Below are 15,377 nucleotides of genomic sequence, written 5' to 3' on the forward strand. Positions count from 1 at the left end.
CTGCCTTTCACGCACCTGAGCGACCAACTGCACGAGAAAGGGACGTACGGACGAAACCAATAGTTCCGTTTCTGGCGATTCCGTGAAGTACGCCACGTTCAAGATCTTCGGGCCCCGCAACGGACACTCAAGTCCCCACCCGCACAAGAAGTTGAGGGCGTGCCAATCCACGCACGTGGTCCAAATGGAGTACTGTTGCGAGCCCTGGGTCAAGTCCCCCGACAGGGCGCACGGGGCCTCGTCGGACCGCCGGAAGGGGAGCTTGTTGCACAGGGTGACGGAGTTGATCACTTAGCGTTGCGAAATAGGTAACCGTGCCATAACGGCGTACCCGGGCCCCGGCCCGACACGCCGGGCAACTCGGCAAGGTTGTGGCAGGCTGCACCCGGGCAGGCCACACTCGACTAGCGGAAGCAGCGACGCACGTGACGTCGGCAGGCACCACCCGGGAGGTCCCCATGCCCGAACTGCGTGTCGTGGCCGTCTCCAATGACGGCACACGGCTGGTGCTCAAGGCTGCCGATTCAACGGAGTACACCCTCCCCATCGACGAGCGGCTGCGCGCCGCCGTCCGCGGTGACCGGCCACGCCTCGGCCAGATCGAGATCGAGGTGGAGAGCCACCTCCGCCCCCGCGACATCCAGGCGCGCATACGGGCCGGCGCCACCGCGGAAGAGGTCGCCCACCACGCCGGGATCCCGGTCGACCGGGTGCGCCGTTTCGAGGGTCCTGTGCTCGCCGAGCGCGCGTTCATGGCCGAGAGAGCGCGCAAGACCCCCGTCCGCCGCCCCGGCGAGAACGCGGCCGGACCCCAGCTCGGCGAGGCCGTCTCGGAGCGGCTGCTGCTGCGCGGCGCCGACAAGGACACCGCCGTCTGGGACTCCTGGCGCCGTGACGACGGCACCTGGGAGGTCATGCTGGCGTACCAGGTCGCGGGCGAGCATCACTCCGCGAGCTGGACCTACGACCCGCCCCGGCGGCTGGTGCAGGCCGTGGACGAGGAGGCGCGCGCGCTGATCGGCGAGTCCGACGACCTCGCCGCGCCGGAGCCCAGCTTCCCGTTCGTGCCGCGCATCGCCCGGCTGCCGCGCGACCGGCCCCTCGACCGGGACCGGCCGAGCCTGCCCCCGGCACCTTCGGACGCGGGCGAGGAGGGCGCGGGCGAACGGGACTCGCTGACCAGCCTGCTGGAAGCGGTGCCCAGCTTCCGCGGTGACCTCGTGGTGCCCGAGCGCCCGGTCGATCCACCGGCCGAGGAGCCCGAGGAGGAGCCCGGCGAGGAGGAGTCGCAGGCGCCCGCCGCGTCGGCGGGTTCCGCCTACGCGGACGTCCTGATGCCCCGTTCCGTCGGCAGCCACCGCGACCGGCTGATCGGCTCGACCGACCGCCAGGCCGAGGCGGACGGCGTCCGTCCGGGCCGCCGTGCCGCGGTCCCCAGTTGGGACGAGATCGTCTTCGGCACGCGCCGCAAGAAGCAGGAGTAGCACGCGGCGGTTCGGCGGTCCGCCACCGCCCGCGCCGGAAGAGGGCCCGCGTCGATCCTGACGCGGGCCCTCTCGTGCGTCCGCCGCGCGGCGGGACGGCACGGATCAGCGAGGCGGGGCGGAGGAGCGGCACGGCGTCCGGTGCACGGTGGGCACCGCTACGGGGGGGGACGACCGGGCCGTTGCAAGCAGCAGGCAGCACGGCGGCCGGGCCGCCCGCGCACCGCCACGGCACGACGACCGGCCGCCGCAAGTGACACCTCGCGGCACGACCGGCTCGCGTCCGGCACCGCCATGGCGCAGCGCCTGGCGCACCACGGACACCGACACGGCGGCTGCCGCGCCGCACGACGGCCACGGCACGACGATCAACCGCCGCAAGTGACACCTCACGGCACCACCGGCTCGCGTCCGGCACCGCCACGGCACGGCGCCTCGCGCACCACGGACACCGACACGGCGGCTGCCGCGCCGCACGACGGCCACGGCACGGCGATCGGGCCGCCGCACGCACCGTCACCGCAGGGTGACCGGCGCACCACGCGCACCGCACAGCACGCCGACCGACCGTTCACAGCGCGGCGATCGGCGTACCGCGGGCACCGCCACCGCACGGTCCGGCGGCTGACGCACCACACGTCACCGCCGAAGGGCGCTCGGCGCACCCCCGCGCACCTCCACCCCTCGGCGGCCGACGCACCTCGCGCCCCGACCGCCGCGCCGCACGCACTCCTACCGTGCCGCGCCCGCCCCGCTCGGCGTGGTCACTGGGGGTCGGGGCCCACCGCGACGGGGCGGTCCGGGTCGGACGACCACTCGGACCAGGAGCCGACGTACAGCGCGGCCGGGATGCCCGCGACCGCCAGGGCCAGCACCTCGTGGGCGCCGGAGACCCCGGAGCCGCAGTAGACGCCGACCGGTGTGCCGTCGGTCGCGCCCAGCGCCTTGAACTGGTCGCCGAGTTCCCGGGCGGGCCGGAACCGGCCGTCCGGGTCGACGTTGTCGCTCGTCGGCGCCGACACCGCGCCCGGGATGTGCCCGCCGACCCGGTCGATGGGCTCGACGTCACCCCGGTACCGCTCCCCCGCGCGCGCGTCGAACAGCACCCCGGTGCGGGCCAGGTCAGCGGCCGCGTCGGCGTCCAGGAGACCCTCGGTGCCCGGAACCGGCCGGAAGTCGCCCTCCGCCGGGGCGGGCGCGGACGTCTCGCGCGCCCCCTGCCAGGCGGGCAGGCCGCCGTCGAGGACCCGTACGTCCTGGTGGCCGGTCCAGCGCAGCAGCCACCACGCGCGGGCCGCGGCCCAGCCCTGTCCGCCGTCGTAGACCACCACCGGTCGGCGTACCGCGACGCCCGCCCGGCGCATCGCGGCGCCGAACACGTCGAGGTCGGGCAGCGGGTGGCGGCCCGCGGCGCCGGGCGCGGAGGCCAGTTCCGTGTCCAGGTCGACGTAGACGGCGCCCGGCAGATGCCCCTCGGCGTACGCGGCCCGGCCGTCGAAGGGCGGTTCGCCCGCCGCCTTCGCCGCGCTGAGCTGCCAGCGGACGTCGAGCAGGACGGGCGGGTTCGGACCCGCGAGCAGAGCCGCGAGTTCGGTTGCGGAGATGATGGCGTTCATGTCCGCCATCCTCGCGCACGGGGATGGCCGCGCCGTCGTCATCCGGCTACTCCGGGACGCGGGACACGCCCGTCGCACCGATGTCAGCAGGGCGGACGCGGTACGGAGCCGGCCGCCGCCGAGCGCCGCCGGGGACCGGACGGTCGAGCGCGGAGGGGGAGTTCAGCGCGCGCGGGGTGGTGAGCGCGGCGTGCCCGGGGGGCGCAGTGGCGTCGGGGGTGCGAGCATCGGCACGGGGATCCGCAGTGCGGCGGCGACACGGCCACCGCGAGGGGTTCGAGGAGAGAGTGACATGACCGAGGCACGGGGGTCGTTGGGCCCGAACGGCGAGCAGCACGCCGGGCACGCGCCCGGCACGCCCTGCTGGGTGAGTCTGATGGTGCACGGGGTCGCGACGACCCAGGAGTTCTACGGGGCTTTGTTCGGCTGGGAGTTCCGGCCCGGCCCGCAGCAGCTCGGCCCGTACGCGCGGGCCCTGCTGGACGGCCAGGAGGTGGCCGGGATCGGGCAGTTGCCGCCCGACCGCCATCTGCCGGTCGCCTGGACGCCGTACCTCGCCTCGGACGACGTCGATCTGACGGCGGAGACGGTGCGGATGTGCGGCGGCACGGTCGGCGTGGGGCCGCTGGACGCGGCGGAGGCGGGGCGGCTCGCGATCGCCTCCGACCCGGCGGGCGCGGTGTTCGGAGTCTGGCAGGCGGCCAGGCACCAGGGCACCGGCGTCACGGGGGTGCCGGGGACGCCGGTCTGGAACGAGCTGGTGACCTTCGAGACGGCGAGCGTGGTGAAGTTCTACGAGACGGTCTTCGGCTACACCCGGGAGACGCTCGCCCCGGCCGGTCTCGACTACGTGACCCTCCAGGTGGCGGGGCGTCCGGTGGCCGGGCTGCACGGCGCGGGCGGTGCGCTGCCCCGGCAGCGGGGTCCGCACTGGATGACGTACTTCCAGTCGGCGGACGTCGACGCGTCGGTCGCGCGGGTGCGGGAGCTGGGCGGGCTGGTGCTCACCCCGGCCGCGGAGTCCGCGCACGGGCGGGTGGCGCTGGTCGCCGATCCGGAGGGGGCGCGGTTCTCGCTGATGGAGAACCCGGGCTGACGGGCGGGGTCAGCCGGAGGTGACGGGCGTCAGCCGGAGGTGACGGGCAGGACGTCGGGGGAGAGAGCGGCGGCGCGGGAGGCCGCCGCGGTCATCCGGCGCTGGTGGTGCCTGCGGCAGAGCACCTCGTAGCCGACGTCCTCGGCCTGGTTGACGTCCCCGACCACCACCTGCGCGCCCTCGACGACCATCCGGCCGCCTAGGGTGCGGGCGTTGTGGGTGGCGCGGGCGCCGCACCAGCACAGCGCCTCCACCTGGAGCACCTCGACCCGGTCGGCCAGCTCCACCAGGCGCTGGGAGCCGGGGAACAGCTTGGTGCGGAAGTCGGTGGTGATGCCGAAGGCGTAGACGTCGAGGCCGAGGTCGTCGACGATCCGCGCGAGCTGGTCGACCTGCCCGGGGGCGAGGAACTGCGCCTCGTCGGCGATGACGTAGTCGGCCCGGCCGCCCTGCGAGAGGTGGTCGACGAGGTGGACGTAGAGGTCCTGGTCGTCGCGGACCTCGACGGCGTCGGTGACGAGGCCGAGGCGGGAGGAGAGCTTTCCGGCACCCGCGCGGTCGTCGCGGGTGAGGATCATGCCGACCAGTCCGCGCGCGGAGCGGTTGTGCTCTATCTGGAGGGCCAGCGTCGACTTCCCGCAGTCCATCGTTCCGGAGAAGAACACCAGCTCGGGCATGGCGGGGTGAGCACCTTTCGGCAGGGGCGTGGGGCGGCGGGTCAGGAGCGTACTTCGAGCAGGGGGACGAACTGCTCGGCGGGGGTCATCGAACCGTGGTTGCCGACCATCGCGGACTCCTTCGGCTCCCGCTCCGACGCGATGATCAGGACGTCGTCCCTGGCCGCCGCGACGACGTCGCCGATCCGCCCGCGGACCCGGTCGTCGACGCGCGGGCCGAACCAGCCGGTGTCGATCGCCTCGTCCCGCGAGGCCACCCAGAACTGCTCGCCGAGCACCTCGCGCCAGCAGGTCAGCACGTCGCCCCGGGCGCCGGGCACCGCGTAGACGTGCCGGGCCCGGCCCTCGCCGCCCAGCAGGGCGACCCCGGCGCGCAGCTCCCAGTCGGCGTCGAAGTCGATGCGGTGGTCGTCGTCGAACGGGACGTCGATCATGCCGTGGTCGGCGGTGACGTACAGGGCGCTGCGCGGGGGCAGTTGCTCGGCGAGCCGCTGCACCAGGCGGTCCACGTACATGAGTTGGCCGCGCCAGGCGTCGGAGTCGACGCCGAAGCGGTGGCCCGCGCCGTCGAGTTCGGCGTAGTAGGTGTAGACGAGGGAGCGGTCCCCGGCGGCGAGTTCGGCGGCCGCGAGGTCCATCCGCTCCTCGCCCGCGAGCCTGCCGCGGAAGACGCCGCCGCTGAGCGCGACCTTGGTGAGCGGGGTGTGCTGGAAGGTCGGTGACGACACCTGGGCGGCGTGCACGCCCGCGTCCTCGGCGAGCCGGAAGACGGTGGGGTAGGGCTGCCAGACCTCCGGCGCGGTCCAGGGCTGCCAGCGGAGCTGGTTCATCAGGGCGCCGGTGGCCGGGTCGCGGACGGTGTAGCCGGGCAGTCCGTGCGCGCCGGGCGGCAGTCCGGTGCCGACGGAGGCGAGCGAGGTCGCGGTGGTGGCCGGGAAGCCGGCGGTGAGCGGGGTGCCGGTCCCGGCGCGCGAACCGGCGAGCAGCGACGTCATGAACGGCGCCTCGTCGGGGTGCGCCCGGAGCTGTTCCCAGCCGAGCCCGTCGACCAGGAAGACGCAGGCGCGGTCGACGGGGGTCAGCTCGCTGATGCCCGCGGCGAGCCCGGGGACGCCCATGCCGGTGGCGAGGGTGGGGAGCAGGTCGGCGAGGGAGCCGCTGCCGTACTGGGGCAGCGGGGCCGAGTCGGGGGCGAGGGGCTGCGGGGCGTCGTCCCAGGCGGGCTGTGCCATCAGCGGGTGGTGTCCGCGGTCGCCTCGGAGAGCGACTGGGCGAAGGCGAGGGCCTCGCGGACGGTGTCGGGGCCGTCGCCCGCCTCGCTGACGCGCAGGCTGAGGTCGTCGGCGGTGGAGCTGCCGGTGTAGCCGTGGTCCGCCTCGCAGTTGGGGTCGCCGCAGGCGGCCGGTTCGAGGTCGATCCGGGAGACGGCGCCCCAGCCGATGGTGAGGACGACCTCGCGCGGCAGGGTGCCGGGCACGTACTGCTCGGGGTTGGCGACCACCCGGCTGAGGACCACGGAGGAGATCCTGCCGATGGTCACGGACTCGGTGGAGGTGGTGGCGTACGGCGTCGGGGAGGTGCTGTCGGCGGCCTGTTCGTCGGTGTGGCTGACGATGAACCGGTTGCCGGTGAGGACCAGCACGGTGACGTGCCTGCGCACCTCGTTCTGGTCGAACGTCGTCTCCTGGTGGACCAGGTACGACCGGATGGGCTCGCCGCCCACTGCGGCCTCCACCGCCTCGGCCACGAGGGCCGGGTAGTAGCCGCTGCGCTCGATCGCCGCACGCAGCCCCTGGGTCGTCGTACTGGTCTTGGCCATGCGGTCCATCCTAATCCGTGGGTGGGGGCGGCCCCGCCAGGTCCGGGCAGGGGGATGCCGGGGAGTCACCGGGCGGGTGCGCTGCGTCGGCGGCCGGGAGCGGCCCCGGGTTCGAACACGGCCGCCGCGGACCGGCGTTCGGCGCCCCGGCTCAGTAGGTGGGCAGGGTGCGTGGTCCGAGGTCGTCGCGGGCGGGCGGTGGCGCCAGGCGGACCGAGGCGCCGAGCACGGTGAGCGCGTGCGGCGCCACGACCACCGGTTCCAGGGTGACGGCGACGATCTCGGGGTGGTCGTGGACGAGGCGGGAGACCCGCAGGAGCAGTTCCTCCAGGGCGGGCGTGTCCACGGGGGTGGAGCCGCGCCAGCCGAACAGCAAGGGTGCCGTGCGGATCGAGCGGATCAGGGAGGCGGCCTCCCGGTCGGTGACCGGGACCAGGCGGTGGGCGGTGTCGCCGAGGAGCTGGGAGGCGGCTCCGGCGAGCCCGAAGGAGAGGACGGCGCCAGCGGCCGGGTCGATGACGGCCCGCACGACGGTGTCCACGCCCCGGGGCGCCATCGCCTGCACGACCGGCCGCAGCTCCTCGGGCCTGCCGAACAGCTCGCTCAACTCGGCGTAGGCCCGCCGCAGTTGTTCCTCGTCGGCGAGGTCGAGCCGGACTCCGCCGAGGTCCGCGCGGTGTCGCAGGTGGGGTGCGGTGGCCTTGAGGGCGACGGGGTAGCCGAGGTCGCGGGCGGCGCGGGCCGCGTCGTCCGGGGTGAAGGCGGGGGTGGAGGAGCGCACGGTGATGCCGTAGCGGCCGAGCAGCTCGCGGGTCTCCCCGGTGCCGAGGGTGAGGCCCTGGCCGCGGGAGAGGAGCCGGTCGATCAGGCGGGCGGCGCCCTTCTCGTCGATGTCGTCGTGCTCGGGCACCTTGCCCGGCTCGGCGGTGTCGCGGCGCCACTGGCCGTACTTCACGGCCTCGGCGAGGGCGCGGACGGCGCGTTCGGCGGCCGGGAAGGCGGGGATCAGGCGCGGGGCCGTGCCGTCGTCGCCGGAGCCGGACGGCTGCGGGGCCGGGGCCGGCGGCGGGAGCTGCTGGGAGGGGCGCACACGGCGGGCGCCCGGGGCCAGCGGGTCGGGCGGCGGCGCGGTGCTGGTGGCGGCGGAGAGCGCCTCGGCGAGGCCGCCCAGCTCCACGTGGACGACCAGGACGGGCTTGCCCGGCACCCGCTCGGCGGCGGACCGCAGCGCCTCGGCCAGTTCGGCGTCGGCGACCGAGACCTCGCCGATCGCCGGTATGGCGGTGACGATCACGGCGTCGCAGGAGTCGTCGTCGAGGGCGCGCAGCAGGGCCGCGTGGAAGTCGGCGGCGCTCGCGGCGGTGGTCAGGTCGAGGGGGCGGGCGGGGCGCAGCCCCTCGGAGAGGCACGCGTCGTAGGTGAGCAGTCCGAGGGACTCGGAGTTGCCGAGGATGGCGACGCGGGGTCCTGGCGGGAGGGGCTGGCGGGCGAGCAGCAGACCGGTGTCGACGAGTTCGGTGATGGTGTCGACGCGGATCACCCCGGCCTGCCGGAGCAGTTCGGTGACGGTGGCGTGCGGGAGCCGGGTGGCGCGCACGGCGTGGCCCTGGGGCGCCGAGCCCGCGCTCTGCACGACGACGAGGGGCTTGGCGGCGGCGGTGCGGCGGGCGAGGCGGGTGAACTTGCGGGCGTTGCCGATGGACTCCAGGTACATGAGGACGACGTCGGTGTCGGGGTCGTCGTACCAGTACTGGAGGACGTCGTTGCCGGAGACGTCGGCGCGGTTGCCGGAGGAGACGAAGGTGGAGACGCCGGTGACGCCGGTGACGCCGCCGCCGCGCCGGTGCAGCCGGGAGAGCAGGGCGATGCCGATGGCGCCGGACTGGGCGAACAGGCCGATCCGCCCGGGGCGGGGCATCTCGGGGGCGAGGGAGGCGTTGAGGCGGACGTCGGCGGCGGTGTTGATGACCCCGAAGGCGTTGGGGCCGATGATCCGCATACCGTAGGTGCGGGCGCGGCGGACCAGGGCGCGCTGGCGCTCGCGCCCGTCGGGGCCGCTCTCGGCGTACCCGGCGGAGACGACGACCAGCCCCTGCACGCCGTGCTCGCCGCACTCGGTGACGACGTCCGGGACGTGCTCGGCGGGTACGGCGACGACCGCGAGGTCCACGGGCCCGGGGACGTCCCGCACGGAGCGGTGCGCGGGGACGCCGTCGAGGTCGGTGAGGTCCGCGGGGAAGCCACTGTTGACGGCGTACAGCCGACCGGGGTACCCGGCGTCCCTGATGTTGTCGAGGAGGGCGCGGCCCACTCCCCCGGCGGTCCGGCCGGCGCCGATGACGGCGACCGAGCCGGGCACCAGCAGCCGCCGTACGGAGCGGCCCTCGGCGCGCTGTTCGCGGGCGCGCTGGACGGCGAGCGAGCGGTCGGTGGGTTCGAGGCCGAACTCCAGGCGGACGACGCCGTCCTCGAAGGAGCGCTTCTGGGTGTACCCGGCGTCCGTGAAGACCTTGATCATCTTGGTGTTGGCGGGCAGCACCTCGGCGGCGAAGCGGCGGATGCCGCGCTCCCTGGCGACGGCGGCGATGTGCTCCAGGAGGGCCGAGGCGACGCCGCGTCCCTGGTGGGCGTCCTGGACGAGGAAGGCGACCTCGGCCTCGTCCGAGGGGCCGGAGGCGGCCATGCCGTGGGCGTCGATGCGGTCGTAGCGTACGGTGGCGATGAACTCGCCGCCGACCGTGGCCGCGAGTCCCACCCGGTCCACGAAGTCGTGGTGCGTGAAGCGGTGGACGTCCTTGGCGGACAGGCGAGGGTAGGGCGCGAAGAAGCGGTAGTACTTCGACTCGTCCGACACCTGCTCGTAGAAGCTGACCAGGCGATCGGCGTCGTCGACGGTGATCGGCCGGATGCGCGCGGTACCGCCGTCGCGCAGCACCACGTCGGCCTCCCAGTGAGCGGGGTACTCGTGCCGGTCCGACGCGGTCTGCATGCGCCCCAGCGTACGGCCCGCCTCCGACAGCGGGGGCGTGCGGCGGCCGGGGGCACCGCGGAGCGCTCCGGGGACGGACACGGGCGGGAGACGGGCCGAGGCCGCGGCCCGACGACCGGCTCCGGAGGACGCCAGTCCGCTCCGGGGTCGCTCACGTGTGGGAAACTGGTCTAGACAACCCTGAGAAACTGAAGGGCAGCATCACATGGCTGAGCGCCGCGTCAACGTCGGCTGGGCCGAGGGCCTCCACGCCCGTCCCGCCTCCCTCTTCGTCCGAGCCGCCACGGCCACCGGCGTCCCGGTGACGATCGCCAAGGCCGACGGCAACCCCGTCAACGCCGCGTCCATGCTGGCCGTGCTCGGCCTGGGCGCCCAGGGCGGCGAGGAGATCGTCCTGGCCTCCGACGCCGAGGGCGCGGACGCCGCTCTCGACCGGCTGGCGAAGCTGGTCGCCGAGGGCCTGGAGGAGCTGCCCGAGACGGTCTGAGCACCCCGCGCGAAACGCCGGAGCCGCGTCCGCCCTCCCGGGCAGACGCGGCTTCGCCGTTCCCGCGGCGGCCGCGGGCGGGGCGGAGCGTCTCGGACGGCACGCGCGCGGGGCGGCGTGTGGCAGGTGCACAGTCCTTCGCCGGGCGGAGGGTTACGGACGGCGCAGGCGAAAAATTCCGCCCGGCGGAGCTTTACGGACGGCGCACGCACGTCCCTTTCCCGGTTTCCGGGCACTCCTGTGGCGCGTCGCCGGGAATTCCCGTGGACGCGAATTACGGCAGCCGAATTACCGGTCCGCCGAATTACTCTTCTTTGTATACGGTGCCCGTGTTAATGGCGGAGGCCGGACATGTTTACGGGATGTTGCGGGTTCCTCACACGGTCCGCGCGCTCCTGTCCGCCGAAGCGCAGCCGGTGGGCGGCGGTCGAGCGCTCGGTGTGCAGGGTGGTGACCGACCGGGCCCGCTCGGCGTCGCCGCGGGCCACCGCGTCCACGATCGCGCCGTGCTCGGCCCAGGACTCGACCGGGCTGAGCGGCGCGTCCACGGCGTACATCCAGGCGATCTTGTGACGCAGCTGGGTCAGCACGGAGGCCAGCGCGGGGCTGGCGGCGGCCTGCGCCAGGGTCTCGTGGAACCAGCCGCCCAGGGAGCGCAGATCCTCGCTGTTGCCCCGCCTGGCCCGCTCCTGGCCCAGCCTGACCAGGCCGCGCAGCACCTTGAGGTGGGCCTCGGTGCGGCGCTGGGCGGCCCGTGCGGCCCCGAGCGGCTCCAGGAGCACGCGCATCTCCAAGAGGTCGGCGGCCTCCTGCTCGGTCGGTTCGGCCACGCACGCGCCCGCGTGCCGCCGGGTCACGACGAACCCCTCGGCCTCCAGCGTGCGCAGCGCCTCCCGCACCGGGACGCGGGAGACGCCGTAGCGGCGGGCGAGCAGTTCCTCGGTGAGCCGGCCGCCTCGCTCGTGGACCCCGGCGACGATGTCGTCCCGGATGGCCGTGCACACCGAGTGCGCCGGAATACGCATGTCCGACCTCCGCCTTAATCCCCGTGAAACGCCGCCGATTGACGCGTGTTCTGCGACTCTATTGCAATGGGCGGGAATTTCCGATGGCGGGCCGGAATCCATGGATATTTTTTGGACAGCGGAGGGTCGTAAACGACGAAAACCCCGGCTCGTCGGAGCCGGGGCTTCTCACGTCCTGCGGTGCGTCCTCAGATGTTGACGTCGTGCGCGCGGAGGTAGGCGACCGGGTCCAGGTCGGAGCCGTACTCCGCGGTGGTCCTGGCCTCGAAGTGCAGGTGCGCGCCGGTGACGTTGCCGGTGGCGCCCGAGAGGGCGATCTGCTGGCCCGGGGTGACGGTCTGCCCCACCGAGACGCCGATGGACGACAGGTGCCCGTACTGGGTGTACGTGCCGTCCAGCATCTTGATGACGATCTGGTTGCCGTAGGCGCCGCCCCAGCCGGTCTCCACGACGGTGCCGGAGCCGACCGCGTGCACCGAGGTGCCGGACGCGGCGTGGAAGTCGACGCCCGTGTGGGTGCCGGAGGACCACAGGGAGCTGCTGGCCTGGTAGCCGGTGGAGACGTAGGAGCCGCTGATCGGCAGCACGAACGTGTTCAGGCGCTTGCGCTCGGCCTCACGGGCGGCACGCTCCTTGTCCTCGCGCTCCCGCTCCGCCTTGGCGGTGGCGAGCTTGCGCGCGGCCTCCTGGGCGGCCTGCTTCTGCGCGGCCACCTCTGCGGCCTGCTCCTGGGCGGCCGCCTGGATGTCGATCTGGTCGGCCGCGGTGTCACCGAGGGAGATCACGGGGGTCAGTCCGGTCGTCTCGACCGCCTTCTCCGAGGCCATGGCCGGGGCGGCGAGGGTGCCGACGACTCCGGTGGTGGCCAGGGCCGCGACACCGGCCGCGCGGGCGGTGCCGCGCTGCATCCGGCTGGGCCGGCGGTGCTTCCCTACGGCATGACTGAACGCCATGTGGTGGGTGTTCCTTTCCTTCCCTCTCGCCTACCGGGTTAGCTGACGGGTTCGGAGCAGGAAGGTCTCCTACGGGCCCCCGCGCGGGCGCGGGCGTCCGATTCACCCCAGGGACGTGTGGGTCCCCGGCTCCCCTGGCTCGCGCCGTACGGGGACTAGGCGATGACTGCCCGGTGCCACGGATGCGGCGCGGTGCCTGACGGACAGTCGGTGAGACCGTAGACAGGGCCGGATTCGATCCTCAAACGGATCACTGGTTTTGTTGCGCATCCCACAGGGCAGACGGGCAGCCTCTCCCCCAATTCGGACACGCGAGGGCCCCGGCGACTCCGTGTCGCCGGGGCCCTCGCGTACGCGCGTGTGCCACGCGCCCGGTCCGCTACTCGGCCGGGACGACGGTCACTTCGCCGATCCCGAGCGCCGCGACGGGCTCCCTGATCGCCTCGGCGTCACCGACGAGGACGGTCACCAGCCGGTCCACCGGGAACGCGCTGACGACCGCGGCGGTGGCCTCCACCGTGCCGGTCGCCGCCAACTGCCGGTACAGGGTGGCCTGGTGGTCGTCGGGCAGGTGCTGCTCGACCTGGTCGGCCAGGGTGCCCGCGACGGCCGCCGCGGTCTCGTACTTGAGCGGCGCGACGCCGACCAGGAACTGCACGGCCGCGTCCCGCTCGGCGTCCGTCAGGCCCTCCGACGCGACCCCGCGCAGCACCTTCCAGAGGTCGTCGAGCGCCGGTCCGGTGTTCGGCGTGTCGACGGAGCCGCTGATGGCGAGCATCGCGACACCGGTGCCGTCCGCCGCCGACCGCAGCACCTGCGTGAAGGCCCGCACGCCGTACGTGTAGCCCTTCTCCTCGCGCAGGACGCGGTCGAGACGGGACGTGAGGGTGCCGCCGAGGCAGTAGGTGCCGACCACCTGGGGTGCCCACACCCGGTCGTGCCGGTCGGCGCCCAGACGGCCGATCAGGAGCTGCGTCTGGACGGCTCCTGGCCGGTCGACGATGACGACGCGCCCCCGGTCGTCGGCGGTCACCGGCGGCATCTGCCGGGGCTCGCCCGCCGCGCCCGTCCAGGCGCCCAGGGTGTCGCCGAGCAGGGCGTCCAGGTCGATTCCGGTGAGGTCGCCGACGACGACCGCGGTGGCCGTCGCGGGACGGACGTTGCGCTCGTAGAAGGCGCGGACGGCGGCCGAGTCGATGGCCCTGACCGTCTCCTCGGTGCCCTGGCGGGGCCGCGACATCCGGGAGTCGGCCGGGAACAGCTCCCGGGACAGCTCCTTCGCGGCGCGGCGGGACGGGTTCGCCGTCTCGTGCGGGATCTCGTCCAGCCGGTTGTCGACCAGCCGCTCGATCTCGCTGTCGGCGAAGGCGGGCGCCCGCAGCGCGTCGGCGAGCAGCCCGAGGGCCCGGGAGAGCCGGGAGGCGGGCACCTCCAGGGCGATCCGGACGCCGGGGTGGTCGGCGTGCGCGTCCAGCGTGGCGCCGCAGCGCTCCAGTTCGGCCGCGAACTCCTCGGCGGAGTGCTTGTCGGTGCCCTCGGAGAAGGCCCGCGCCATGATCGTGGCGACGCCTTCGAGGGCGGCAGGCTCGGCGTCCAGGGGCGCGTCGAGGGCGATCTCGACGGCGACGACCTGCTGGCCGGGCCGGTGGCAGCGCAGCACCGTCAGACCGTTGTCGAGGGTGCCGCGCTCGGGTGCCGGGAAGGCCCAGACCCTGGGTTCGCCGCCCTGCGGCCGGGGTGGAAGTCCATCGTCGCGAGCTCGGTCACCGGGCCGCCTCCTCGGTCTCGTCGGTCGCCGCGGCCGCGGCCTCGTCGGCGTCGTCGGTGTCGTCGATGTCGTCGCCGGTCGGTTCGGTGGGCTCGTAGACCAGGACGGCCCGGTTGCGCGGGTGCAGCCGCTCCTGGGCGATCCGCTGGACCTCGTCGGCGGTCACCTCCAGGACGCGTCCGACGGCGCTCAGGGCGAGCTGCGGGTCGCCGAACAGGACGGCGTACTTGCAGAGTTCGTCCGCGCGGCCGTGGACCGTGCCGAGCCGGTCGAGCCACTCGCGCTCCAGCTGTGCCTGGGCGCGCTCCATCTCCTCGGCGGTGGGGCCCTCCTCGGCGAACCTGGCCAGTTCCTCGTCGACCGCGCTCTCCACGGCGGCGACCTCCGCCTCGCCCGACGTCTTCACGTCGAGGATGCCGAGGGAGGGCGCTCCGGCGAACCGCCACAGCCCGCCCCAGGCGGTGACGGCGGTCCGGTCGCGGCGCACCAGCCGGTTGTAGATCCGCGACGACTCGCCGCCGATCAGGATGGTCAGCGCGAGGTCCGCCGCGTCGCACGCGCGCGTGCCGTCCTCCGGGAGCCGGTAGGCGGCCGTCAGCGCGCGCGAGGGCACCTTCTCCTCGACGACCTCGCGCAGTTCGGTGCCGATGATGTCGGGCAGCGAGCCGTCGCGGGGGGCGGGCTTGCCGTCGTGGGACGCGATGGAGCCGAAGTACTTCTCGACCCAGGCGAGGGTCTGCTCCGGGTCGATGTCCCCGACGATCGACAGGACCGCGTTGTTGGGCGCGTAGTAGGTGCGGAAGAACGCGCGCGCGTCCTCCAGGGTCGCCGCGTCCAGGTCGGCCATCGAGCCGATCGGCGTGTGGTGGAAGGGGTGCCCGTCCGGGAAGGCGAGGGCGGCCAGCTTCTCGATCGCCGTGCCGTAGGGGACGTTGTCGTAGCGCTGCCTGCGCTCGTTCTTGACGACGTCCCGCTGGTTCTCCATGGACTCCTCGTCCAGGGCGACCAGCAGCGAGCCCATCCGGTCGGCCTCGAGCCAGAGGGCCAGCTCCAACTCGTGGGCGGGCATGGTCTCGAAGTAGTTGGTCCGCTCGAAGCTGGTGGTCCCGTTGAAGGAACCGCCCGCTCCCTGCACCATCTCGGCGTGTCCGTTGCCCTTGACCTGCCCCGAGCCCTGGAACATCAGGTGCTCGAAGAGGTGAGCCAGACCGGTACGCCCCTTGACTTCGTGGCGCGAACCCACGTCGTACCAGAGGCAGACCGCCGCGACCGGGGTCAGGTGGTCCTCGGAGAGCACCACCCGCAGACCGTTGGCCAGACGGTGCTCGGTCGCTGTCAGGCCCCCGGAGCCGGCCTGGTTGGTGGCCGTGTGACCCATCGGCATGTACGTCCCTTCGATCGCGGATGCGGTGGTCGGAACCGCGGTTCCCCCGCCGGTCCTGCCACTGTATGCAAGCGCGCGG

General features: G+C 73.9%; 11 protein-coding genes, 1 pseudogene and 1 riboswitch. Of the genes and pseudogenes, 3 read left to right on the forward strand and 9 right to left on the reverse strand.

Annotation, left to right across the window (positions count from 1 at the left end):
• The first annotated feature begins 458 nt into the window (after window positions 1-458).
• Entirely contained in the window at window positions 459-1,484 is a 1,026-nt protein-coding gene (gene sepH, locus GA0115242_RS24775; RefSeq protein ID WP_093832094.1) for a septation protein SepH, read from the forward strand.
• 764 nt (window positions 1,485-2,248) lie between these two features.
• On the opposite strand, the gene GA0115242_RS24780 is transcribed toward sepH, so the two are convergent.
• Window positions 2,249-3,100 carry a sulfurtransferase gene (locus GA0115242_RS24780; RefSeq protein WP_093832096.1) on the reverse strand — a complete coding sequence of 284 codons (852 nt, stop codon included), beginning with the start codon at window positions 3,098-3,100 and terminating at the stop codon, window positions 2,249-2,251.
• 292 nt (window positions 3,101-3,392) lie between these two features.
• Here GA0115242_RS24780 and GA0115242_RS24785 point away from each other — a divergent pair, with 292 nt between their 5' ends.
• The gene (locus tag GA0115242_RS24785; protein WP_093832098.1) at window positions 3,393-4,196 is read left to right on the forward strand and encodes a VOC family protein; all 804 of its coding nucleotides are present in this window, start codon (window positions 3,393-3,395) and stop codon (window positions 4,194-4,196) included.
• A 29-nt stretch (window positions 4,197-4,225) separates the two neighbouring features.
• Here GA0115242_RS24785 and GA0115242_RS24790 read toward each other — a convergent pair whose 3' ends face one another.
• The 4 genes from GA0115242_RS24790 to GA0115242_RS24805 all read right to left on the reverse strand — a co-directional run bounded on the left by GA0115242_RS24790 (window position 4,226) and on the right by GA0115242_RS24805 (window position 9,681).
• A complete protein-coding gene (locus GA0115242_RS24790) occupies window positions 4,226-4,873 on the reverse strand; it encodes a thymidine kinase (RefSeq protein ID WP_093832100.1) in 648 nt (215 codons plus the stop codon).
• A gap of 41 nt (window positions 4,874-4,914) precedes the next feature.
• Window positions 4,915-6,105, reverse strand: a complete 1,191-nt coding sequence (locus GA0115242_RS24795) for an alkaline phosphatase family protein (protein ID WP_093832102.1) — start codon at window positions 6,103-6,105, stop codon at window positions 4,915-4,917.
• Entirely contained in the window at window positions 6,105-6,692 is a 588-nt protein-coding gene (locus tag GA0115242_RS24800) for a DUF5998 family protein (protein WP_176729908.1), read from the reverse strand. Before GA0115242_RS24800 ends, GA0115242_RS24795 begins: the two co-directional genes overlap by 1 nt.
• Before the next feature lie 151 nt (window positions 6,693-6,843).
• Window positions 6,844-9,681: a bifunctional acetate--CoA ligase family protein/GNAT family N-acetyltransferase gene (locus GA0115242_RS24805; protein WP_093832106.1), complete on the reverse strand. Its 2,838-nt coding sequence runs from the start codon at window positions 9,679-9,681 to the stop codon at window positions 6,844-6,846.
• A 205-nt stretch (window positions 9,682-9,886) separates the two neighbouring features.
• On the opposite strand from GA0115242_RS24805, the gene GA0115242_RS24815 reads away from it, so the two are divergent.
• Entirely contained in the window at window positions 9,887-10,168 is a 282-nt protein-coding gene (locus tag GA0115242_RS24815) for an HPr family phosphocarrier protein (RefSeq protein WP_093832108.1), read from the forward strand.
• Window positions 10,169-10,500: 332 nt separating this feature from the next.
• Here the strand turns inward: GA0115242_RS24815 and GA0115242_RS24820 are convergent, their stop codons facing one another.
• The 4 genes and pseudogenes from GA0115242_RS24820 to GA0115242_RS24835 all read right to left on the reverse strand — a co-directional run bounded on the left by GA0115242_RS24820 (window position 10,501) and on the right by GA0115242_RS24835 (window position 15,298).
• Window positions 10,501-11,193: a GntR family transcriptional regulator gene (locus GA0115242_RS24820; RefSeq protein WP_093832110.1), complete on the reverse strand. Its 693-nt coding sequence runs from the start codon at window positions 11,191-11,193 to the stop codon at window positions 10,501-10,503.
• 188 nt (window positions 11,194-11,381) lie between these two features.
• Window positions 11,382-12,146 carry a M23 family metallopeptidase gene (locus GA0115242_RS24825; protein ID WP_093832112.1) on the reverse strand — a complete coding sequence of 255 codons (765 nt, stop codon included), beginning with the start codon at window positions 12,144-12,146 and terminating at the stop codon, window positions 11,382-11,384.
• A gap of 12 nt (window positions 12,147-12,158) precedes the next feature.
• A riboswitch (cyclic di-AMP (ydaO/yuaA leader) is annotated at window positions 12,159-12,318 on the reverse strand.
• 207 nt (window positions 12,319-12,525) lie between these two features.
• Window positions 12,526-13,913 (reverse strand): annotated as a pseudogene (locus tag GA0115242_RS24830) (M16 family metallopeptidase).
• Window positions 13,910-15,298 (reverse strand): M16 family metallopeptidase, encoded by a 1,389-nt coding sequence (locus GA0115242_RS24835; RefSeq protein ID WP_093832114.1) that lies wholly within the window; start codon window positions 15,296-15,298, stop codon window positions 13,910-13,912. Before GA0115242_RS24835 ends, GA0115242_RS24830 begins: the two are co-directional and overlap by 4 nt.
• Between the last annotated feature and the right edge of the window lie 79 nt (window positions 15,299-15,377).

The sequence above is a fragment of the Streptomyces sp. SolWspMP-5a-2 genome (assembly GCF_900091845.1).
GTDB classification, from domain to species: domain Bacteria; phylum Actinomycetota; class Actinomycetes; order Streptomycetales; family Streptomycetaceae; genus Streptomyces; species Streptomyces doudnae.

Excerpts from the sequence above, each read along its gene's own strand:
- GA0115242_RS24790 (WP_093832100.1), bottom strand. The coding sequence starts at position 4,873 with ATGCCCGAGCTGGTGTTCTTCTCCGGAACGATGGACTGCGGGAAGTCG.
- GA0115242_RS24785 (WP_093832098.1), top strand. The coding sequence starts at position 3,393 with ATGACCGAGGCACGGGGGTCGTTGGGCCCGAACGGCGAGCAGCACGCC.
- GA0115242_RS24820 (WP_093832110.1), bottom strand. The coding sequence starts at position 11,193 with ATGCGTATTCCGGCGCACTCGGTGTGCACGGCCATCCGGGACGACATC.
- sepH (WP_093832094.1), top strand. The coding sequence starts at position 459 with ATGCCCGAACTGCGTGTCGTGGCCGTCTCCAATGACGGCACACGGCTG.
- GA0115242_RS24800 (WP_176729908.1), bottom strand. The coding sequence starts at position 6,692 with ATGGCCAAGACCAGTACGACGACCCAGGGGCTGCGTGCGGCGATCGAG.
- GA0115242_RS24835 (WP_093832114.1), bottom strand. The coding sequence starts at position 15,298 with ATGCCGATGGGTCACACGGCCACCAACCAGGCCGGCTCCGGGGGCCTG.
- GA0115242_RS24815 (WP_093832108.1), top strand. The coding sequence starts at position 9,887 with ATGGCTGAGCGCCGCGTCAACGTCGGCTGGGCCGAGGGCCTCCACGCC.
- GA0115242_RS24780 (WP_093832096.1), bottom strand. The coding sequence starts at position 3,100 with ATGAACGCCATCATCTCCGCAACCGAACTCGCGGCTCTGCTCGCGGGT.
- GA0115242_RS24795 (WP_093832102.1), bottom strand. The coding sequence starts at position 6,105 with ATGGCACAGCCCGCCTGGGACGACGCCCCGCAGCCCCTCGCCCCCGAC.
- GA0115242_RS24825 (WP_093832112.1), bottom strand. The coding sequence starts at position 12,146 with ATGGCGTTCAGTCATGCCGTAGGGAAGCACCGCCGGCCCAGCCGGATG.
- GA0115242_RS24805 (WP_093832106.1), bottom strand. The coding sequence starts at position 9,681 with ATGCAGACCGCGTCGGACCGGCACGAGTACCCCGCTCACTGGGAGGCC.